Consider the following 21,827-nt stretch of genomic DNA (forward strand, 5'->3'; position numbering starts at 1 on the left):
CGATGACTGGTATGTTTAATGTATTTAATGACTTAAATGACCTAAATGAGGGATACTTGGCCGGAAAAGAAATCGGAGAGCGTCTGACCATAACTGGTATAGTAAGAGACGAATTTTATTACGACAACATCAATCGATTTGGTGTATATAGCATCGAATTGGATGACATGCGTACGAAAGTGTCAGGAGAGTTTCCGTATCAATTAAAGGTTGGGCAAACGTATCAGATAAGAGGGAAGGTTTACGAATACAAAGAGGAGTTGCAACTAAAAGCGGATGCCGTTTATCCAGAGCGACCATCGACAAAAGAAGGAATCGTTGCCTTCCTCCAGACGCTCCATGGGTTGAATATACGAGCGAATCTTTTGTATGAAACGTACGGGATGGATGTAATTAACATTCTTATGAAAGAGCCGGAACGAATAGCTGAGGAAGTACGAGGGATTGGTGCGAAAAGTGTGAAGGCGTGGCAAGAACAGCTCGTGGTCCTACAAGACGATTACCATTCGTTAATGAGGCTCATGGGTCTTGGGCTTTCTATGCGAGATGCTGAATATTTGTTTAAAAGGTTTGGCGAATCAGCAGCAGAATCCATTGAGCAGAATCCCTACTGGTTACAAATACACCTCAAAGGATATAGTTTTAAAGCATGTGACAAAGTGGCTGCCACTATGGATTTTCCAGGTGATGCTCCCGAGCGAATAGAAGGAGGAATATTGTTTGTTCTTGAGCGATTTGAATGGAGCGGACATTGTTATACGAGTGACACTCAATTAAAAGAAGAACTCAAAAAGTTATTAGAATTGACGTTAACTTATCAAGAAGTCAAGGATATACTTAAGCGTCAAGAAGGACCAAGCTTACTCATTTCTTATAGAAGTAAGCGATATAAAGTGGCGAGAGAAACGTTAGAAAAACATGCAAGAAGATTTCCCATTGTTCGTGTTTCGGATAAGCTGATTGATGAATCTATAGAGATTTTAAAAATCGCAAATAAGATTGTTGTAGAAGAAAGTCGTATTTACCTTCCAGAAACCTATGATGCAGAAGTTAAAAGTGCTATAGCAGTTGGAGCTCTAAAAAGAGAACGTGTGCCGTTTTCACAAATCCTAGAGCCTGTGGCAAGAGAGATGCTTCTGCGGGAGAAAGTGTCACTAGAAAATAAACAAATGGAAGCGGTGGAACGGTTTACTTCCGAACAAGGCGGAATGCACTTGCTCGATGGTTCGGCGGGTTGCGGAAAGACATTTACCTTGAATATTATCTTGAAAGTAATCGAAGAGAAATTTAGAAGAACTCGTCTACCTTTTGAATATATGATTCTTGCACCTACTGGCCGTGCTGCAAAGGTTGCTAGTCAGTCGACAGGGCGACCAGCCCAGACTATCCACCGAGCATTAGGGTATTCTGATGGCAAGTTCGAACATCATTCTAACAATCCATTGTCCGCAACGTGCTATGTGATTGATGAAACATCCATGATTGACATTCATTTAATTGCTTCCTTACTAGACGCAATCCCTAACGGTGCCAAGGTAATTTTCATGGGAGATGGAAAGCAATTAGAGTCCGTAGGGCCAGGAGCAGTCCTGCTAGATTTAATCGCTTCTGGTGTGTTGGATCACGTCACACTAGATGTCGTGAAGAGACAAGCTTTAGACTCTGCTATTATTCGTAATGCAAACCGAATTATTAGAGGAGAAACGATTGAAAGAGAATCTTCTGCGGATGCTCATTTTGTGCGTCGAAACACAAAAGAAACGTTCCAGAAAGGAATTGTCGAATCTGTTCTTCGCATGGTAGGGACTTACTCCCTCGACGATATGCAGGTTTTGTTGCCGATGAAGCGTGGAGAATCAGGGACATATGTAATTAATTTCATGCTTCAACAAGCATTAAATCCTCATAAAGAAGGAGAGCGAATACTAAATCGTATTGTGGACCGAGAAAATGCAGATTCTGTATCTCTTTATTTTCAAGAAGGTGATAAGGTTATTCAGATGAAGAATAACTATGGAATGGAATGGTTCGAAAATAAGAGCGGTCGCCTCGAAAAGCTTCGTCTCAAGGGAGTTATGAACGGAGAAATCGGGTTCATCGAAAAAATAGAAAAGAAATCAACTGCTATCGGACATGCTTTCGTGACAACTGTTCGTTTCCAGGAAGGATTGGTGTTCTATGAAGGGGACCTTCGAGAGTTAGACCATGCGTATGCGATGACTATTCATAAATCTCAAGGTTCTCAGTGGCCATTTGTTATACTCGGACTCACCAATGATCATTATCCAATGTTGCAAAACAGCATTCTCTACACTGGATACACTAGAGCGAAGGATCTCGTCCTAGCAATCGGGAACGAAGAAGCTTTTGACCGGGCAGCACGAAATTTCACGAGCAAAAAGAGAAGAACGACTCTCGCAGCACAACTGCAGGCATCTATATAGGACATCTTGAGAGAAACCACTCCTTCGGGGGTGGTTTTTTGTCGTTCTACAGAGAGCCTAGTGGTTAGTTTTTAGTCGAATCTAATAGTACTATTTGCATATGATAGAGGGTTAAATAAAATAATCTTAGGAGGAATATCAAATGAACGAAATGAAAAACAAGCAATATAAAGCACGACATGTATTATCTAAGTCTTTATTGAAATCTACACTAGCGGCATCCTTACTATTGTCTGGATTTGCAGGGGCAGTGGGTACGACGGGGGCCATTTCGGACTTTTCGGTTGTGCAGGTGGCCGAGGCTGCTAGCCAGCAACAAGTCTCGAATGTTCTAGAGGCGGCAAGTACAGGAGATAATATGAAAGAGAATCCTGCGAGTGATTTCAGCTATACAGTAAATGGTTCTAGTGTAACGATTGTCAAATATTTAGGTTCCAGTAAAGATGTTGTGATTCCAAAATTAATTGATGGAAAACCCGTTACAAATATTGGGTATAATTCTTTTCGTCATCACAACCTAACAAGTGTAGTGATACCAGATAGTGTAACAAATATCGAGGATATCGCATTTGAATATAACAACCTAACAAGCGTAGTTATACCAGACAGTGTGACTAAAATTGGGTTAAATGCATTCGCAAACAATCAACTAAAAAACATATTTTTATCAGATAGCGTGACTATTATCGGGAAAAGTGCTTTTGCTCTCAATCAAATAACAAACATAGTTATACCGGATAGCGTGACTAGTATTGAAGGTGGTGCTTTTGTTGGCAACCAACTAACAGAGGTTATTTTAGGTAAGGGTCTTATAACTATTGGAAACGGTGCTTTTGCTCGCAATCAAATAACAAACATAGTGATACCAGATAGCGTGACCACTATTGAAGACACTGCATTTGTTAGCAACCAACTAACAGAAGTGATTATAGGTGAAAGCGTGAATAGTATTGGAAAGCAGGCGTTTCATGATAACCAACTAACAAGTGTGGTGATACCAAATAACGTGGTTAGTATTAAGGAATCTGCATTTGGATATAATAAAATAAATAAAATAATAGTCAAAAGCCAAAATGTAAATTATGGATCAAATGTCTTGCAGTATAATCCTACAAAAAGTACTGTTTTTAATCCAAAAGACGTAACAATCAATGCTGCAATTGGTTCAACATCCGAAGTGTATGCAAATAACTATAGTCATACATTCAACGGAGTAGACTCTGAACTACAAATCTTAACAGCAACCGCATCTGTTGAAAAAGCGGAAGGTTCTAAGTCGCAAGCAGATATAGATGCTTCTCGTTCCCTAGTGAACGCTTTGCCTGAAAGTGCCAATAAAACAGCCTTGACAGAACGACTGAACGCAGTTCAAACAGTAATCGACGCATCCAAAACCTCTCATGAAGAAATGATGGCGGAACTTATCGACATGAAAGCGTACTTGCTCACTGGTGAAGGTACACGAGCAGATGTGTTAGCCATGAAAGATGCGTTAAATGTCATTTTAGCCGATTCTTTAACTTTAGCAAACGAGTCTCACCGAACAGAAGTAGCTCATTATGCACAGGATGTACTGGACATCATTGGCTTACTGGAGGTCATTTGGGAAAAGATTGCAAGTGGCGAACTAGCGGGAATGGATGAATTAATATCGCAACTGCCAGAATCGGAGCTAAAAGACAATACGCAGCAAGAAGTAGAGGCTGCGAAGGAACCAGAAATCGACAACACTCTAGTAGAAGCTGTAGCGTCTGTTGAAAAAGCAGAACAATCCAAACTTCAAGAAGACGTGGATGCTTCTCGTTCTCTTGTGAACGGTCTATCAGATGGTTCAGAGAAAGCAAGCCTAATAGAACGCTTAGATGCTGTTCAAAAAGGTATCGATGATGCCAAAGCGTTGGCAGAACAAATCGCCAAAGCAACCGCATCTGTAACGAAAGCAGAAGGCACTAAGCTACAAGCAGATATAGACGCTGCTCGACCTTTAGTAGAAGCATTGCCTAACGGTTCGGAGAAAACAACTCTCACAGAGCGACTCGATTCTATCGCAGTGTCGCCAGAAGGTGCAGAACTCCTTCAAGAAGCTCAAGACGCAGTAGGCATGCTGAATGACCAGTCAACAAAAGAGCAAATCACCACTGCAAAAGAACTAGTTGCGAAATTGCCAGATAGCTCCACGAAAACAGAGCTAAACGACCGCATTTCGAGAATCGAGGCCAACCAAAAAGCAACTAATGCAGTAGCTCAAGCAGAGAACAGACAGACCAATTACAACATCTCTCTTGCAGAAAAAGCCGTTCAAGCGTTACGAGAGGGTCCGCTTAAAACGGAACTCACGGAACGTATCGAGCAACTCAAGCTAAATTTGGATGCTGAAAACAAAGTGAAATCGGCGGAGCTGACGAAGCGTGACCCGTACATCACGGACGCTATGGATAGCATCAACAAGCTAAATGAGTCTCCAAAGAAAACAGAGCTTACTAACCGTATGAACGTCATCCAAGATACACTAGCAACTGAAGCTGAAACAGCACTCCTAGAAGAAGCGACAACGCATGTCGTTCTAGCTGAACAACATAAACGAGATCCGTACCTAACAAGTGCGAAGGACCTCGTATCAAAACTAATAGATGGAACAGACAAAACAGCTTTAGAAGCACGTTTGAAAGCGATACAAGATGCTGCTCCTGTAGCACCAGAAGCACCAGAGGTGGACCCAGCTCTTCTAAAAGCTGCGGAGACACAAGTTTCTTACGCAGAACGCTACAAGCGTGACCCGTATCTAACACGTGCACAGGAAGCTGTGGATAAACTTCCTACAAGCGAAGTGAAAACCGCTCTTGAAGAAAGACTGAATGTCATTTTCAGTGGAGCAAGTGAACAAATCGAAGCAACTAAGCTAAAAACAGCGACAGACTCTGTTGCGAAAGCAGAAACAGCAAGTGACCTAGTTGTCATCGAAGAAGCTCGTTCTCTTGTGAACGGACTAAAAGACGGCGAAGCGAAGCAAGCACTAGTGGACCGCTTAGATGCGATCGAAGTAACCGAATCGATGCAGTTTGCCTATGACTTGAAAGTCGAAATCGATGCCGTTACAGATGCAACAATCAAGAAAGTCCTTCAAGAAGCCTATACAGCAGTTGGAGTGGCGAAGGATCGCCAAACAACTGCCTATATGACGAAAGCTTCGACAAATATCAAAGCTTTAAGCCAATACGAAGAAACACACAACGAAGTCATCGAAAAACTAGCAACGTTCTTCACAAACATGCAAGAAGAAATCGAAATGCAAAAACTGATAACTGCTGCAGATAAAGCGGTAGAGCTATCAGAAAAATATCAACGTGCGACGTACTACACGAAAGCCCAAGCTGCTATTGATGGTTTGTCAGAAGGGAAAGCGAAAGCCGACCTGCAAGCAAGACTCGATGTTGTAATGAACTAAACAAGACATGAACCACTCCTTTAGGGGTGGTTTTTTTATTGGAAAGGATAAGGAGGTTCTCTTCCAAACTGGTAATTTGTAAAATATAATTGACATATATAGTGTGCCGTGCTATAATTAAACACAAGATGTAGTACAGAAAGGGAATGTGATCAACATGGAGACGAAATGGAGCAACATCATCGATGAGAATTATAAATCAGGAGTATCCAACGTCTTTTTGTTGACTGGTACAGTTCATGACTACGTTGCACCTGGCGTATCGCTACGCAATTTCTTGGTAAATCACTATCAAGAAAATACAATACAGATGTGTAGTTACTCGATTGCAACAGGAACAACTATCATTCACGGACCCTTTTTGGAAAAGCAAACGCACGGGAGAAATGACTGGGAAGAAATGCTGATTGACTTACGAACAGTAAGAGAAGAGGGTCGCATCATCTATCTGATAGAATACCCAGAGTTTGTACTAGGACATAACGTGAGCGGGCAAGTAGATAAAGAAACATCGAACCGATTAATTGGTCTGCATCAATTAATGAACGATACAGCATTCATCAACTCCAACAACATGCTGCTCCTTGTGTCTGAAACGAAAAGTGGCATTCATGAGATGTTCTTAAACGCTAATTCTCGGACGATTATTGTGCCGGTGGACTATCCGGACAGAGAAGAACGGATGGACATGATAGCTTACTTGCGTGCAACTAGTAAGAAGCCGTTCGATTCTGAACTGAGTGATGGGGTATTGGCCAATTTAACTGCAGGTCTTTCTCGCATGCAAATGGAAGACTTGCATCTTCTAGCAGAATCTAGTGGGAAAATGACTCGTAATATGGTCATTGACCGGAAGGAAGAGCTCATCCGAAAAGAATTTGGAGAGCTTATTGAATTTTTTGATACGGAAGGGTTTGGCTTGTCCCAGTTTTCTGGTCAGGAACATATAAAGAAATATCATGAAGAAGCTGTGATCGAACCATTTAAGAATGGAAATACTGCTTATGTTCCAAAAGGACTTCTATATATGGGACCTCCAGGAACAGGAAAAACTTATTTCGCTAGATGCCTTGCGGGAGATGCAGGCATTAACTTTGTAGAGTTCAAGATGTCGAAGATCGTTGATAAATGGGTAGGAACAAGCGAAAGAAATTTAGAAAAAGCGTTCAACTGTTTCTTGTCTATGGCTCCTGTTGGAGTATTCATCGATGAGATGGACCAAGTTCTTTCTAGAGGCGGAGATAACGACTCAAATCCAGTACGACAAAATATATTCGGGATGTTTCTTGCGTTTCTTTCTAAACCGGAGAACCGAGGGAAGATTTTATGGGTGGGAGCAACTAATTATCCAAACAAAATCGATGAAGCTCTTAAACGTGCAGGTCGTTTCGATAAAAAAATTCCATTCTTTGCCCCAGACTCGAATGATCGTATAAGCGTGCTGAGACATCATGTTAAGGCTTCTGGATTTGCGTCTACGCTAATAGAGGCCGACTTGGAAGAGCTTGCTGAGGGAATGGATGGTTTTACACCTGCGGAGATTGAAAACATCGTAGTAAAGGCTAATGAACTGATTCACCGAAGAGGTTTAAGCGGAATGACGAGAGCAGTCATGGATGAAGCAATCGGGTATATGTTACCAGCTTCAAATAGCCGTATTCAAGAAATGACGGATCTTGCTTTAAAAGATACAAACGACTTAGAGTTTTTAACAGGAGACTATAAAGAACGAGCACTAGAATTACACCAAAAACACTAAGAGCCTCTATATGGGGGCTCTTTTTGTTCGTCTTCCTTCGAATGATGATAGGTCCCTAATTTGCATAGGATAGATAGAACATATCAACTTGTAGACATGCAGTGTCAAATAGTTAGGAGGGAATGGTATGTATTTTGTAGTATCCGATCCTCATGGTTGTCTGCGAGAATTGAAAATCTTGCTGAGACAATGGGATCCAAAAAAAGAAACATTGATATTTCTAGGGGATGCGATTGATCGCGGAATTGATTCTCTAGGAGTTATACAATATCTTATGGAATTAGAGGAAAAATACGGGGAAAAAGTAATTGTAATGCGAGGGAATCATGATGCAGAATTTCTTGCATGGTTAGGCTCTGGAGAAATGGCAGGGATATTTTATAGTACATCACAGGAAGAAACGATTAAGAGTTTCTATGTGAACCGTGACATGACTCGAGATACAAGACAACAGCGTGCTGAATATATTTTGCGTAATTATCGCAAAGAAATACGCTTTATGAAATCGATGCGTCTGTTTTACGAGACAGAGCATGTACTGTTTGTACACGCTGGAATTGACTTCACCATACCTGATTGGCGTAAAGCAGGAGAAGGTACATTTCTATGGATACGCAATGCTTTCTTCGAGTCGGAAGGGACAATCGACAAACGAATTCTGTTTGGACATACACCAACCAAATACCTGAATGATGATCGCTCCAATAAAGTATGGGTAAATTACATGGGCGATAAGATAGGGATAGACGGCGGGTGCGTATTCGGGGGACAGCTGAATGGTATTGCTTTGAATGAAAAAGGCGACATACGGGCTGCTTACGCAGTTCCGTTTGGTAGTGAACAGGTCATCTATTATGCTAAGGGGGAAATTGAATAATGCTTAAATTACAAGAAATTTTTATACAAGAGTTAATGAATGGCTTCAGTCGAGTTTATCACGTATCTCATAACGATTTGGACGGGGTATCACCAATAGTTTTAACGAAGCTAGCCTTTCCGAACATTCGCACTAAAGTGGTTGCTAACGGAGGTCCAGTGGACATAGCGACGAAAGAGTATATGGATGTTATGGGTAAAGAGGATTTGCTAGTGTTAACGGATTTATCTCCTAGCTTAGAAGTAGCTGGTCTGATTGAAGAGAAGATAGAGGAAGGGTATAAAATCATCCTGTTTGATCATCACAAATCAGCTATGCCCATTCAAAATCCTACCTGGACGGAGATTGTGGTAGAGCAAAACAGCATTCTGGCTTGTGGAACATCCTTGTACGCAGATTTCCTAACTAGAAGCAATTGTCTTTCCGACTATTCGGAAGCTGCAGTTGAGACTTGTGTGGAACTAGTCCGTTCATGGGATACATGGGACTGGAGCAGAACTGGAAACCTTGAAGCTAAAAAACTAAATACGTTATTCTACCTGATTGGAATCAAGGAGTACATTGCGTTTGTAATGGAACGAGTGGAAACCGGGACGTTCTCATTTGGGAAGGAATACGAACAAGTATTAAAGTTAGAGGAGAAGAAGATTGAGCTAGAAATGAGCAAACGGGAGAAAATTACTAGGGAATTTGAGATTGACGGAGAAATGGTTGGAATTGTACATTGTGAAAATTACCATTCGGAAGTTGGTCATTATATTCTAGACAAGCGAGCTCATTTAGATTACGTTGTGTTAATCAACTTGGAGAAACGCACCATATCCTTACGTTCGTCAGATGGAGGACGAGATGTGCAGACGATTGCAAAAACTTATGGTGGTGGTGGGCATCCCAATGCGGCTGGATGTGAATTTAAAGAAGAAACCATTGAAAAATATGTGAGTCCTTACCTGAATAGGATTCTAGCAGCTTAAGAGAAGGGGGAAACCCTTCTTTTTTTTATGGATAGGGTGAAGGTTAAGGGGAGCTCCCAAAACACGTTGAGGAGAATTTAATTCAATCAGATGTAGGTACATGTCATCTTCCTTTACCCTTGAAAAGCCTTTTAATTCTGTCAATTTTAAATGTTCAGTAAATTATATTTGACGCCGTGTAGAAACTTGTCGAAATCATATGTAAAATATATTTTACTAAAAAGCAAAAATAATTGACAATCTAAATTCTTTGTCGAATAATCATGTAAAAAATAATTGACAAAATGGGTATCTGTGGTTATAATTAAGGTAAGAAAGTAGGGGTTATAAGATGAAGAAAATAGGTTTAATTTTGTTGTCTGCAAGTCTTATTCTTTCACTTAATGTCGGGGGTGTGTCAGCCGCAACTATAACAAAGGCAGAGCAGTCACTAGTATCAGCGGAGAAATCAGCAAAGGCATTAAGATGGCAGGTTTCTTATGAGTTGAATAAAGAATTAGCAAAACCAAATATGAAAGTATTTAACGACACTAAGAAATTTAATGCAACTGCCAAAGCTGAAATAAACAAAGTGAAAGACAAGGCTCTAAAAGGCGAACTAGAAAATAGACGTAAAAACGTAGACGTCATCCAAAATCAAGCGTTAACGTTTATTGATGCTCATACAGCAAGTGTAAAGGTGAATAACTTACAATTGTCGCTTGCCACAGAACAACAGAAAGGGCTAGCTACTTCTGGCACTCAAAAAGCTCATAAAGCATTAGAGAAAGAGTTAAAGAAGTTAGAGATAATTGTCAACCGCACATACGGACAATCGACTCGCAAAGCGTTTTTCTCGAAACATCGAGACCCAGCGAAAAAAGTACTCGCGATTTCAGCAAAGGAAGTGGCAACAAAGGATTCTATTGACGAATTACAGATTCGCATTGCTGAAAAAATGAATGATACTGATGTAGATGAAATGAGTAAACAGGTATTAGACCGTTTGGCTTTAGTTGGAAACGAAACTGCTTATCAAGCATTGCATGTGAACTACTTAATTGTGGTGGCAGAGAGCAACACATATAAACGAGTAAATGCAGAGGTGCTTGAATCAATACAAAACGAGTATAGCGGTAATGAAATTCTGTTGTTAGCAAGTTATAACGATGTGGCATATGTACTTATAGCTGAGAAGCCTCACGTTTTAGTGAAAAAAAATGGCGTATGGGTTATAGAAAGTACATTTTCAGCGAATACAACTGCAAGTGCTTAAGATAAGAGACGGGAAACCGTCTTTTTCTAATAAATTAAAAGGGGAGATTTTATGTCAAATTATGAAGAAGTCTACAATGAGGAAAAGCGGGAACAATTAATTCTTTGGAAGCAGATGGCGAACAACCTGTTTCCAATAAAGGTAAATGAAACGGTAAGGATTACAGATTCTAGCCAAATCATTCAAATATTGAATACGATAGGGAAAAGTAAGGCACTTAATCATACATTTGTTCCTTCTGGTGGAGGATCGGATCTGTCAAGTGCTCTTTATTCTAATGAATCCGGTTTGATTGAATTAACCTTTGGGACATCGAGAGAAATATTAAATTTAGAGTCACTTACTTTTCATCCGATTGGCGAAAATCCAGAGTGGTGGTATTTCAGATTGAATGCATTACCATTCCATGACAGTGGCGTCTATGAAACTCAAGAAATAGAAAAGGATAAGCCGTTTAGCTCACTAACAGAAATAGAAAGAAATATGAAATATTCCGGTGAGGATGTGCTGGAAGTAGCACCTGGAGTATATAAAGATTACTCTTTTTATGAGAGAGGTTATATAGGACATAATATAAATGGTGATGAAATACCTCTTCCTAAACATGCCAGTGTGGTAACAAGAAGGACTAACGGTGGGGATTTTGTTATTTTTGCTAAGTACTCAAAATACAATCAATCTTCTGGTACTTACGCTGGCCAACACAGCTGGGTTTCCGGTGAGCAGTTTGAGAAACTTATAAAAGAAATAGTGGAGGAACTGTCTAGTAGAAGCCTTAGTGAGTAGGCTTTAATTAATTTGTATATTATGAACTTCAAAAGGGATGCTTTACTTCAATAGGGGTAAAGCATTTTTTTATAGTATTTTTTTAGACTCAATGGGATATTTTCTTGCATAACATCCTATAGAATGCAATTCAATACATTCCTATAATTAAGGAATACGCTTAATTAAGACAACCAAAAAAGAGCGACTATTTAAGTCACTCTCCTTTGTCTTTGGGAAAGATATCATATTCCAATTACGATTACAAATACTATAATGCCAATCTTACTACATGAAACTAGAGAAATTAAGTATTAATAGTAATAATGTGCAGTTCCAGCATTAACTCTGTTTTGAGTTTTATAACCGCAAGCACAATATCTTTCTGAAACAGTGTATTTATTGTAAATCTTACAGTTTGTGAATGTTACACCACTAATTACATGGCTGTGAGTGGAAGAATATACTTCGTCAGTATATGTCTGTCCTGATTGCATTTGATGATTACCATTACTCCAGTAGTCGCAAGGAATTACCATTGGGCTCACAACATCTTCATAGGAAGTATCCTTTGTTAGAGTTTCAAGAGGTGCTCCTTCATTGCTTTGAGCAAAACCAATAGTTGGAACGAGTAGTAAAAATACAGCCATTAAAACGGTTAAGAATAATTTTCTCTTCATTTCTATTCCCCTTTTCTAATGTAAATTTATTGAATAATTTCCATTGACTAACATCTCTCCCAGATTTATAATACTAATAATTTGAATATTTGTAAATATAAAAATATAAAAACTTTTAGGAGGAACGAAATGTTAAAGAAATTAGTTGTGTTCTTATTGCTTTTAATATTTATAAGCGGATGCGAAGAAGAGGTGTCAGTTGATGAATATAAAGAAATGAAGGAGGGAATGGAATATTTAACCTCAGAAAAGATGGACGGGAGACTTACTGGTACAGAAGGAAATGATCTAACCGTAAAATACTTAGAGGACAAATTCAAAGAAATCGATTTGGCGATGATGAATAGCAGCAGCTATTTAATGAGCTATCCACATAAATTTTATAATCCAGAAAAAATAATTTTTAGAATGATTGCGAATACAGTTGAGGGAGAGACGATTGAATTTAAAAGAGGAATAGATTACTTAGAAAGGTCAGGATTTTCAGAGTACAAAAAAGAACTTCCTTATACTTTTGACTTAAATGATCCAGAATTAGAAAACTCTTTTATTGTCCTGAAAGACAGTCAAGACTTTCAAAAAGTATTTGGGAAAGCAAAGGGCGTATTAATTGTTGAAGAATTAGGAAGAACATTATTGGTAGACAATCTGAAGTTCCCAATTGTCCAGATAACGGATGATACATATAAAAAACTCAAAAAATCAAAAAAAGCAACTTTAGAAATAGAAAGTATTGCTAAAGAAGAGAGCATCGAGGCATTTAACGTAGTTGGTAAGATACCAGGGAAAAATCAAAAGGAAGCTGTAGTTTTATCTGCTCATTTTGATCATGTTGGTTCATTAGGAGAAACAATCTATAGAGGTGCAATAGACAATGCCTCTGGGACGGTTTTATTACTGGATATAGCCAAGAAGTTAAAACTAAGCGATAAAGAATTTGAGAAGGATATTATTTTTGTAGCCTTTAATGGAGAAGAATCCGGTCTTCAAGGAAGTTACTTTTTTACTGAGTTTATAAAAGAGGAATATGAGCATGTATACAATATTAATATTGATTCCATTTATGATGGCCCATTAGAAATCTTGACTGGAGATGAAGAACCATTAAAAGATTTAATTAATGACTTCAGTAAGCATCTGAAGGATAATGATTTAACATCAATTACGAATGCTACAGGTTCAGCAACTAGTGATCATTCTTCTTTTCTATATAATCATATGAATTCTCTTAGTATTATTAGTCAGGATGTATTAAGTAAAATTCATATACCAGAGGATACAATCGAAGAAATTAATTTTCCATACTTAGTTAAAGTTAGAGATACCATAACTAAATTTATTATTGATTTTGATAATAAAATGTATAAACATGAGCATGAAGATACGCATGAACATGAAGAAGGCGACGGGCATAATCATGAACCGAATAGTGAAGAAGGAATGGAAACAAGAATAGCGACCGAAGAAGAAAAAGAAAAGTTGCAATTTGATGAATACGAAATATTTGAATATGAAAACAATAATCTATTTCTAGATCATCAGCATTATCTATTTGATGATTTAGGAGCTTTTAAGAAATATTATCCTAATTTCATTTATAAAGAGAGACTGAAGGATTATAGTTTGAAGAAAATTGAAGTATTTAATACTTTTAAAGAGGAAATAGACAAGGGTAGTTTGGAAGTTAATAAAGTATATAAGAGAACCATAAGTCCATCTGATTTAGACACTATATCGTTCAAATATTATACGGACAATACGGAAAATCAACTATTGCAAATCAATATTGAAAAAAAGGAATATGAACAGTTAGATGGAACTATAGTAAAGGAAGAAATAATGAATAATACTAAGTATTATTTAGCTTATGATGAAAGTGAGAAACATTTATTTAACTTTGCTTTTACAGAAAATATCAATGGTCAAGCATATACAATGTCAATTAATAAAGGGGAAGAGATAACTTCAGAAATTGAAGGACAGACTGCTACGGGGGTAAAAACAAGCTTAACTGAAGCTGATGTAGAAAAAATTATCGAAGATTTTGAGTTGAAAGAAATTCTATCCAGTACAGCTAGTTCTATGAATTAGTAAATATTTCAATGATATAGGCACTACCTTCCTTTAAAAGATAAGCGTGGAACAATCCGTCTATCAATTGTTTGGAATATTTATATGTATCGACGGAACTCGTAAAAAGCATTATTTGTTCAAACTATTGCAAATAATTTAAAAATATTTTACAATAAAGAAGCGAGGTATCGCGTCGACAAACCAAATCCTAGAAACACACTCCACTATTTATAGTAGAGTGTGTTTTTCTTTTAAAAAGACGGCAACTATTTAAAGACCGCTTTTTTTAATCTTTTTCTTTATTAAGTCAATCTTCTTACGCTCTTCCTCTGCATACTGGATAGCCTTTTCTAAACGTTTCTTTGCTGTTTCTACGAGCAACTGATTTTCACCATCATCTGATTGCTCTAGGTGTTGGTGGTATTGTGATACGCAGAACTCTACCTCTTCTTCCAATTTGCGAAGACCTTGCTGCATTTTCCATATTTCTAAATAAATGATTTCTCCCATCCTAATCTCTCCCTTTATCATGCTGCAAACAGATCCATACACTCGGATACCAAGTCTAGTTCGCTCTTATTTTTGAAGCTGACAGTTTCAACAAGTCCATAAAAGCCCGTTTTAGCTTTTTTAATGTTCGGGTCCAGGACCAAATCATCATTCTGCATATTGTTCAGAACCGAACGAGTAGCGACGCCCAGAATGACAATTTCCTCTCCATCTCGCACAGCAATGATCTCTGGCCCGAAGTTGTTTCGATATATGATTGGGAACTTCCCATGTTCGACTGTTTTTACGCCAATCGCATATCCGATATCTTTTAAATCTGATTTTCGGTAGTTTTCTGTCGCTCCGGCAGTTAGGTCAACGAAAGACATACCTAAAAGTTTTTCTACTGCTAATTCCCCAAAAAGCCCAGTTTCATAGCGTTTACGGAGTTTCCCACCATCTAATTGATATTCTTTTTCTTCTTTCTTACGTTCGATAATAGCACCGATATATGCATCAACTTTGCTTCTCATCTCATCATCGATTTTGATGCGTGGTCGATTGGATTTAGCTAGAGCTTCCGTATAGACATCTTTAAAATTTTTCATGTTGTTGCCTCCGTCATCGTTTTTGCATTATATGGAATCCCAGTAGGAGTATTCCTTATAAGCAAACGAACGTTGACTAACAACTATTTATTGACGACAAATATAATATAACGTATACTATAGTATATAAAAAGATTTTGAGTATCGTAGAAAAAACTAACCTTGTTTATATCTAACGGAGAATAAACGCAAATATTAAATGTAAAAAAACAGAAAGAAAGGAGAAGTTTAATGAAAAAGGTATTTCTAGTTAGTTCAATAATTTTCCTATTAAGCGGATGTAATGAAGAGCAACGTGTTATAGAAGTAAATAACTACGAAGTGCGATTTGCTGGTTTGGAAGGTACGGTTCGAATAGTGAAAGATAATGAAACAGGCTGCAAATATATTCGAGAATCAACCGGTAATGGTTATGGCTCGACAGTTGCTTTAACTGTTTTAATGAAGGCTGACGGAACAGCTGACTGCGAGGATTTAACGAATAGTAAAAAAGAAAAAGAGGTTGAATAACAACATGGGTAAAATAGTGCTGAGTTTACTTTTGATAATTTCTCTTCTTGGTGGTTGTGCTAATCAATCAGGCGGTGCTGCTACCATAAAGCTGAAAGATAACGGAGAAAACAGGTTTGATGTGTTAGGTGAACGCCTGAAAATCACCACGGATAAATTGACTGGATGTCAATATATCATTTACGCAGGAACATCTGGGCAAAGCGGGATAACCCCACTTATGCTACCTAATGGTGAACAGGTCTGTGGCGTAATAGATGAAAATGAGGAGGAGTAAGTATGCCGATCAAATGGGAAAATTACAAAATAGCTTCTACAGCTTTGGGGAATCAGATTGTTATTGGCAAGGTAAATAAAAAGCAGGAAGTGAAAGGATTAACTTTTTTTGTTGATAAGAGTGAAGACCGCACAAAAGAATGTTTGTTAGCAGTAATGCAACATATGAATGGTTCGCTTGAAGAAGGACAAACAGAATGTTCTTACTCCAGTACTCTCGGGAAACTTACTTGGGAGCCAATACAAAAGGGAGATGCGTAGACATGAAGAAAAGAATGATGAGCTTAGGACTCCTTATTCTATTTTCCCTCTCATTTATATCGGGTTGTAATTCAGAAGAGAAGTTGAAAGAAAAAGAGGCAAAAGAAGAAGCGAAACAAAAGGAAGAAGCCGTATTAGTGGACGAGATTCGTTTTGATAAAGATTATAACGTTTATATCGAAACAGTCGAAGGAACAATGGTTGCTCGAAGACTTCATACAGATTTTATTCGAGTAAAAAATACGGAAACAACAGTTTACTCTAAGTGGAAAGTAATGATGAATGGGGACAAAGTGTTTGCAACTGTCTTCCTGAGCGAAAAAGACATGAAAACAGTTAGCAAAAAGTATGCGGAGACGTATAAAGAAACGCTTAAAATTGAGGAAGAGTTAAGTGTCTCTCAAGACAACTGAGAAAGGTTTGATTAATAGATGAAGAAATTCATGATTAGAAATAAACGCCACAGGTATGGGTCATTTGAACAAAAGTTAGAAATAGGGAAAACGTACTGGATGGGGTGGAGAGGTTGTTCCTATAGCCAGACCTTTGTGTTTTGTAGTGGTAAAACAATTGTTTTGCTTGATAGTGATGGGAATAAGGATGTCTGTACAAAGCGTTGGCTCAAGAAGATGACGAGTAATGAGGCAGAGTTTCTTCACTTCTTAGTAGAGATTGGACCAGACTAATGCTCTAGGGAACACTACGAGGAAGAAGATGGAGTACAACGTACTATGCAAAGGGAAATAGAATCCGAGGAAAAAATTATAGGAGGACAACTAGTCATGAAAAAAATAATGTTGCTAATATCCTTTATATTATTACTGTCTGGATGTACACAACCAACAGTCGAAACGAAGCAAGCTGTAGCTACGAATTGTGAAAAGGGAGAAATAATCTTAGACAATGATGAAGACCCAGATTGGGAAATTGACTTAGACGGAGATTGTGAAGGAGATATTGAATTTGAAGGCAACGAGTCTAAGACGAAAAAAAAACCTATCGCAGTAGATCCTTCAAACAAAGTAAAACAATCAGCTAAAAAGAATACGAATCAGTCTAAAACTTCAACTACTACCAATAAACAAGTTGATACAAAAAAACAACAAGCAACAAGCAAATCTAAACAAGTGAATCTAGAAAAGAGCGTAAAAGTAAGCACACCAAAAAAAATCAATAAAGAAAAGCATACATCAACATCAGTCAAAGAAAAACCGAAGCATGTAAAGCCAACGAAAAAAACAACAAAGTCAACAACGAAACAAAGCAATAAATGAGTAAAAGCTATTCGTGATAAGCGAATAATCTATTTGGGTATATCGGTTACAGGTGTTGGAATGAAACGTTTTGCGGTAGTCAAATAGAAGTAAGGTAAAGGAGAGGGCAGTATGGCGTGGTACTTCCTTGGTCTGCTAGCAGGATTTGGTTTTACCTTCTATATTATTTATCAAAATGGAATGCTCCATGATAATAAAAGACCATTGACTGAAATAGAAGGAGTGGCGATGATCTTAAACGTAAGTAAAGTGACAGAGACGTATATGATTTTATTGTTACCACCTACATCCAGAACAAGAGAGTATTTGGATGTGCGTTTTGAAATAAACTACCGTCAATATAATGAAAAAATTTCGGTGGAATCTGCTCCTGCTTTTATAGAAGGTGGAGCGGCTATGGTCGTACACGATGGCGAAAAATGGAGATTAAAGAATATTACTGAGAAAGAGGTTGCTTAATGGTCGAACAACAAGTACTTTTTAAACGAGATCCAGAAAAACCAAAAGAACTGGAGTCTGAATTAGTGTTCAATCTAATGGATCGAGACGGAGAGACATTTGAAGTAGTATTGCCGTTTAGTTGTGGAGAGGATTTGCAAAACTATATGAAGGCATTTATTCTCAAAAAGTGGGATGAATTGTTTGAAGAAAGGATTATAAAAAAAGGCATATCGGATGGCGAGATTGAAGGAATTAGAGTTTCGGGGAAAAATGATAAGGGACGCTTTGCTATATATCTAGAAAACGGATATCAAAACGCCAGTTTCATAGTGAATAATGAAGTTCTTAGTGATGAAAATGCTGAAAAGCTTTCTCAAATCAAGGCAATTCTTCGCTAAACGGCCCTTGTTAATAAGCTCAATTAGAAAAACCTCACCGTTAATGGATGAGGTTTTTTTGGTTGTTATGATTATAAATCCATAATCATGATTTGCAAGTCATCGAATTTAGTGAAATCTAATTTCGCTTGTTGTAGAGATGACAGTTTACTTACGTCTTTTTCAATAGCGTCTAGTTTTTCTTGTATACTAGATAATGTTTCCTCATTAACTTCTAAAGGTAGTTCATCGATCATCTTTTGTACAGAAGTGAACAGCATTGCCGAACGAAGTTCTGAGATTTGTTTTTCAAGTGCACCTAATTTTGTTTGGGTCACTTTATCTTTTTCATGTTCTGACAATTTGTTAAGTTCTGCTTTTGCCTCCCCTAATTTCATTTCTGCTTCGGGAAAAGTTTCTTCGGTTACTAGCATCGGTAATGCATCAATTAACCCTTGAGCTAGAGCAATCCTCTCTAGAGAGGGAGCTTGCTCAGGGGTAGTTTCTAATTCTGGATCTGGTGCTGGATTTGGTTCCAGTTCAGGTTTTACATCCGGAACTGGAACTGGAGCTTCTGTTCCTGCAATCGTCTTGGAAGACTTATCAACTGAGAATTCTAATTTGTCTCTGTTTTGCATACCTTCCACTGCAATGATGTTAAATGGTGAAGACTTATGTGAGAACCCTTCCTCTAGATAAACAAAATCAACTATTTTGACTATCTCACTTGATTTTCCATCTTTTTCTTCCTTGATGGAGATTGTTGCTTGTTTGCCTTGGCCATCCTTGAGAGTTACCGTTCCAGCAGAACCGTCTTCAAAAGCGTGTCCGAATCCCTTGTCGTTATTTAGGAAAGTGAAGTGCAGGCTATCCCCGATAGACAATCCATCTAAATTAGGATCATTCAACTTAATAGATTCAGCAGCAAATGCACCAACTAATAGTTTAACTTCTGCTTTTCCTACCGAGTTTTTTCCATTTTCCCCGTCTGTGCCAGGTAAATATTGATAAGCGGTAAATGTGTTAACCTTGTTACCCTCTAAATTGGTTGATGTTGACCAATGGCCGTTTTTATCTACCGTCACAGAAGCGAGGAATGAACCATTACGATAAAGACGAATCATATTGCCGGGCTCTCCAGTCCCTTCTAATTTAAACTGAGATACATCTAGTGTCACGCTATCAGAAGAAGGATTTGTAAATGTTAATTCTGCTGATACAGTTCCATCTGTCTGCAATGTCCAGCTAGATACATTTTTGGTATTTGCTTCATAGATAACAGATAATTTATCTCCTTTGGATATCGATTTCTCAAATGTTTCTTGGTTCACTTCTGAACCACGAATAAAGAATAAGTCATTTGAATCCCAAGACCATTTCACATCATCTGCGAACACATAGTCACGTGCGGTATCTAAATGGAAGTCTGGAATAACTATATCTTTCTTCGCATTTTTATACTGAGCTTGCATGAAATGAGTCATTGGGCCATATTCTGTCACTCCGTCACCATCTAGTGTTTTAAATTCCGGAACGACATGTGTAGCGGAACGAGTTGTTTCATCTGTTGTTTTCGCTGCAGCATACGTAAATACAACTGAGCCCTGTTGGTTCGCAAATCCTTTCCAAGTTGAAGAAGGGGACTTCACCGCTTCGCCATTAACAGAAGAAATCACTGCTGTCGATTTGCCTTTCTTGTCTTTCGTTAAATTGATTGACACTTCGCCTACATACGGCGTTCCATCTTTATTCTTGAAGGTTGCCGTTAGGGAATTGGAATCTGTAGATTCTAAGAAAGTTACGCCAGATTTGTTAAATGAAATAGTAGCCTTCTGTTCCCCTTTAGGAGTAACGAATTTGTAGGTAGTCTTATTCCATGTCAAAGCGTACTCATAGTTGGACTTTTGGTTTTCTGTTTTAATCACAATGCTTTTCTTATCTACTGATAATTTAGCAGATTTAACATCTAAGTCTTTTATCTTGAATGCATCAGCTGTGATAGCGGGTAAGTCTTTGCCTTCGAATGGCTTATTCAATGACAGTGTTAAAGTATCCTTGCCATCTGCTTTGAGTTCGCTAATCATGATCGGTAGGGATGCATATACATCTTCGAATAACTTTTGCACTTCTTTTTGGAAAGTGAACTTAACACCCTTCAAAGTCATGATGTATTGTGCTTTTTCAATTTCTTTTGCTGCTAATGAATACTCTTTCTTTTTGATATGACCTGCAGCTTTATCTGCATACATTTTTAGCGTGACGTCATACTTCACAGAATCTACGGTCTTTTCTAATTGAGGCTTCACTGCATTTCGAATGCCATCTCTTGTTGTTTGTCCATACACCCGATCTAGTAAAACACTTTGTTTGCGGAACTCAGCGGTAGCTTTATGGTAACTAGTTTCAACATCTGCTAATTTTCCAGAAGCAATGGCTGTGTTTAAATTTTTTGTAAGTTCCATAATTTTCTCGCTAGATGTAATTGCATCGATATAGTTCTGTGCTCGCGTTACTTGAATTTTCGGATCTACAAGTTTCGATTGGGCACTTAACTTTTCAGAATTAGACAACTTGGTCATTGCCTTCTCTGCAACTTCAATCGCTTTCTTTGCTGTGTTGTATTCATCATAAGGTCTCGTTTTGAAATCAGCCGAACCTTCAACTGAAATAGCCCATTTCAATACTGTACTTGCATTGTTCGCATTTTTTAAAAGTGTATCCATATTTGAAGCTGCATCTGCTTGTAGTGGTGTAGGTGCAACTGCAACAAATGCGGATGCTGCGATAGCAGTAGAAATTCCAATTTTTAATGCTTTTTTCTTTTGTTTCATCATAATGTTAAATCTCCCTTTGATTTTTATTGGCTCCAATGCGTTTCTAAAAGAAATCCATAGAAATCCTGGTAGCTCTCTAATATAGTAGAAAGCATTCTTATTTATTCCGTTTGGAAAGCTTTACAAGTTCGAATAAGCCAAGGGAGAGAAAGGGGATCGAGAAAAATCTACTAAAAAAATGAAAAAAAAAGCCTGCCGATAATGGGCGGGCTTTTCTTGTTTCCTATTAGATAGGATTATTGTCGTTTTCGTCTTCATCATCGTCATCGTTACGTTCTTCTATAAAAGCAAGAACACCACAAATACCAGATACCATACCGAACGCACCATTTAGGTGTTCCAGTAATTCTTTCATCTGTTTGATGTCAAAAATAAACACCCCAACATAAAATACAACAAAACTAATTAATACAGTATAAAGCAAGCCTTTCATTTTGCATTCCTCCTTCCGAATTCAGAACAAAGGGAGGTTGCGTTCGTTGCCC

Annotated in this window: 21 protein-coding genes; 16 read left to right on the forward strand and 5 right to left on the reverse strand. The window is 38.0% G+C overall.

The window, feature by feature from the left end:
- The first annotated feature begins 2 nt into the window (after positions 1-2).
- From recD2 to MHI40_RS21735, 7 genes are all read left to right on the forward strand, one after another.
- Positions 3-2,444 (forward strand): SF1B family DNA helicase RecD2, encoded by a 2,442-nt coding sequence (gene recD2, locus MHI40_RS21705; RefSeq protein WP_340765470.1) that lies wholly within the window; start codon positions 3-5, stop codon positions 2,442-2,444.
- 142 nt (positions 2,445-2,586) lie between these two features.
- A complete protein-coding gene (locus MHI40_RS21710) occupies positions 2,587-5,889 on the forward strand; it encodes a leucine-rich repeat protein (RefSeq protein WP_340765471.1) in 3,303 nt (1,100 codons plus the stop codon).
- A gap of 157 nt (positions 5,890-6,046) precedes the next feature.
- Positions 6,047-7,648, forward strand: a complete 1,602-nt coding sequence (locus MHI40_RS21715) for an ATP-binding protein (protein WP_340765472.1) — start codon at positions 6,047-6,049, stop codon at positions 7,646-7,648.
- A gap of 127 nt (positions 7,649-7,775) precedes the next feature.
- On the forward strand, positions 7,776-8,525 hold the full coding sequence (locus MHI40_RS21720; RefSeq protein ID WP_340765474.1) for a metallophosphoesterase family protein: 750 nt from the start codon (positions 7,776-7,778) through the stop codon (positions 8,523-8,525).
- Positions 8,525-9,499 (forward strand): DHH family phosphoesterase, encoded by a 975-nt coding sequence (locus MHI40_RS21725; RefSeq protein WP_340765476.1) that lies wholly within the window; start codon positions 8,525-8,527, stop codon positions 9,497-9,499. Before MHI40_RS21720 ends, MHI40_RS21725 begins: the two co-directional genes overlap by 1 nt.
- A 331-nt stretch (positions 9,500-9,830) precedes the next feature.
- The gene (locus MHI40_RS21730) at positions 9,831-10,754 is read left to right on the forward strand and encodes a hypothetical protein (RefSeq protein ID WP_340765478.1); all 924 of its coding nucleotides are present in this window, start codon (positions 9,831-9,833) and stop codon (positions 10,752-10,754) included.
- Between the two features lie 51 nt (positions 10,755-10,805).
- On the forward strand, positions 10,806-11,540 hold the full coding sequence (locus tag MHI40_RS21735; protein ID WP_340765480.1) for a serine/threonine protein kinase: 735 nt from the start codon (positions 10,806-10,808) through the stop codon (positions 11,538-11,540).
- Between the two features lie 293 nt (positions 11,541-11,833).
- Here MHI40_RS21735 and MHI40_RS21740 read toward each other — a convergent pair whose 3' ends face one another.
- Positions 11,834-12,199: a hypothetical protein gene (locus MHI40_RS21740; RefSeq protein WP_340765481.1), complete on the reverse strand. Its 366-nt coding sequence runs from the start codon at positions 12,197-12,199 to the stop codon at positions 11,834-11,836.
- A gap of 129 nt (positions 12,200-12,328) precedes the next feature.
- Here MHI40_RS21740 and MHI40_RS21745 point away from each other — a divergent pair, with 129 nt between their 5' ends.
- The gene (locus tag MHI40_RS21745; RefSeq protein WP_340765482.1) at positions 12,329-14,290 is read left to right on the forward strand and encodes a M28 family metallopeptidase; all 1,962 of its coding nucleotides are present in this window, start codon (positions 12,329-12,331) and stop codon (positions 14,288-14,290) included.
- Between the two features lie 252 nt (positions 14,291-14,542).
- Here MHI40_RS21745 and MHI40_RS21750 read toward each other — a convergent pair whose 3' ends face one another.
- Both MHI40_RS21750 and MHI40_RS21755 read right to left on the reverse strand, forming a co-directional pair.
- Positions 14,543-14,782 carry a hypothetical protein gene (locus MHI40_RS21750; protein WP_340765485.1) on the reverse strand — a complete coding sequence of 80 codons (240 nt, stop codon included), beginning with the start codon at positions 14,780-14,782 and terminating at the stop codon, positions 14,543-14,545.
- Positions 14,783-14,799: 17 nt separating this feature from the next.
- Positions 14,800-15,369 carry a hypothetical protein gene (locus MHI40_RS21755; protein WP_340765487.1) on the reverse strand — a complete coding sequence of 190 codons (570 nt, stop codon included), beginning with the start codon at positions 15,367-15,369 and terminating at the stop codon, positions 14,800-14,802.
- A 231-nt stretch (positions 15,370-15,600) separates the two neighbouring features.
- On the opposite strand from MHI40_RS21755, the gene MHI40_RS21760 reads away from it, so the two are divergent.
- From MHI40_RS21760 to MHI40_RS21795, 8 genes are all read left to right on the forward strand, one after another.
- On the forward strand, positions 15,601-15,879 hold the full coding sequence (locus MHI40_RS21760) for a DUF6440 family protein (protein ID WP_340765489.1): 279 nt from the start codon (positions 15,601-15,603) through the stop codon (positions 15,877-15,879).
- Positions 15,880-15,883: 4 nt separating this feature from the next.
- Positions 15,884-16,156: a DUF6440 family protein gene (locus MHI40_RS21765; protein WP_340765491.1), complete on the forward strand. Its 273-nt coding sequence runs from the start codon at positions 15,884-15,886 to the stop codon at positions 16,154-16,156.
- 2 nt (positions 16,157-16,158) lie between these two features.
- Complete coding sequence (locus MHI40_RS21770; RefSeq protein ID WP_340765493.1) at positions 16,159-16,416, forward strand: DUF7446 family protein; 258 nt, start codon at positions 16,159-16,161, stop codon at positions 16,414-16,416.
- 2 nt (positions 16,417-16,418) lie between these two features.
- On the forward strand, positions 16,419-16,829 hold the full coding sequence (locus tag MHI40_RS21775) for a hypothetical protein (RefSeq protein ID WP_340765494.1): 411 nt from the start codon (positions 16,419-16,421) through the stop codon (positions 16,827-16,829).
- 18 nt (positions 16,830-16,847) lie between these two features.
- Entirely contained in the window at positions 16,848-17,102 is a 255-nt protein-coding gene (locus MHI40_RS21780) for a hypothetical protein (protein WP_340765495.1), read from the forward strand.
- A 96-nt stretch (positions 17,103-17,198) separates the two neighbouring features.
- Positions 17,199-17,690 (forward strand): hypothetical protein, encoded by a 492-nt coding sequence (locus MHI40_RS21785; RefSeq protein WP_340765497.1) that lies wholly within the window; start codon positions 17,199-17,201, stop codon positions 17,688-17,690.
- A 111-nt stretch (positions 17,691-17,801) separates the two neighbouring features.
- Positions 17,802-18,149 carry a hypothetical protein gene (locus MHI40_RS21790; protein ID WP_340765499.1) on the forward strand — a complete coding sequence of 116 codons (348 nt, stop codon included), beginning with the start codon at positions 17,802-17,804 and terminating at the stop codon, positions 18,147-18,149.
- Positions 18,149-18,529 (forward strand): hypothetical protein, encoded by a 381-nt coding sequence (locus MHI40_RS21795; protein ID WP_340765501.1) that lies wholly within the window; start codon positions 18,149-18,151, stop codon positions 18,527-18,529. Before MHI40_RS21790 ends, MHI40_RS21795 begins: the two co-directional genes overlap by 1 nt.
- 71 nt (positions 18,530-18,600) lie before the next feature.
- Here MHI40_RS21795 and MHI40_RS21800 read toward each other — a convergent pair whose 3' ends face one another.
- Both MHI40_RS21800 and MHI40_RS21805 read right to left on the reverse strand, forming a co-directional pair.
- The gene (locus MHI40_RS21800; protein ID WP_340765503.1) at positions 18,601-21,342 is read right to left on the reverse strand and encodes a hypothetical protein; all 2,742 of its coding nucleotides are present in this window, start codon (positions 21,340-21,342) and stop codon (positions 18,601-18,603) included.
- Between the two features lie 226 nt (positions 21,343-21,568).
- Complete coding sequence (locus MHI40_RS21805) at positions 21,569-21,775, reverse strand: hypothetical protein (protein WP_340765506.1); 207 nt, start codon at positions 21,773-21,775, stop codon at positions 21,569-21,571.
- Between the last annotated feature and the right edge of the window lie 52 nt (positions 21,776-21,827).

The sequence above is a fragment of the Psychrobacillus sp. FSL H8-0510 genome (assembly GCF_038008345.1).
Taxonomy (GTDB): domain Bacteria; phylum Bacillota; class Bacilli; order Bacillales_A; family Planococcaceae; genus Psychrobacillus; species Psychrobacillus psychrotolerans.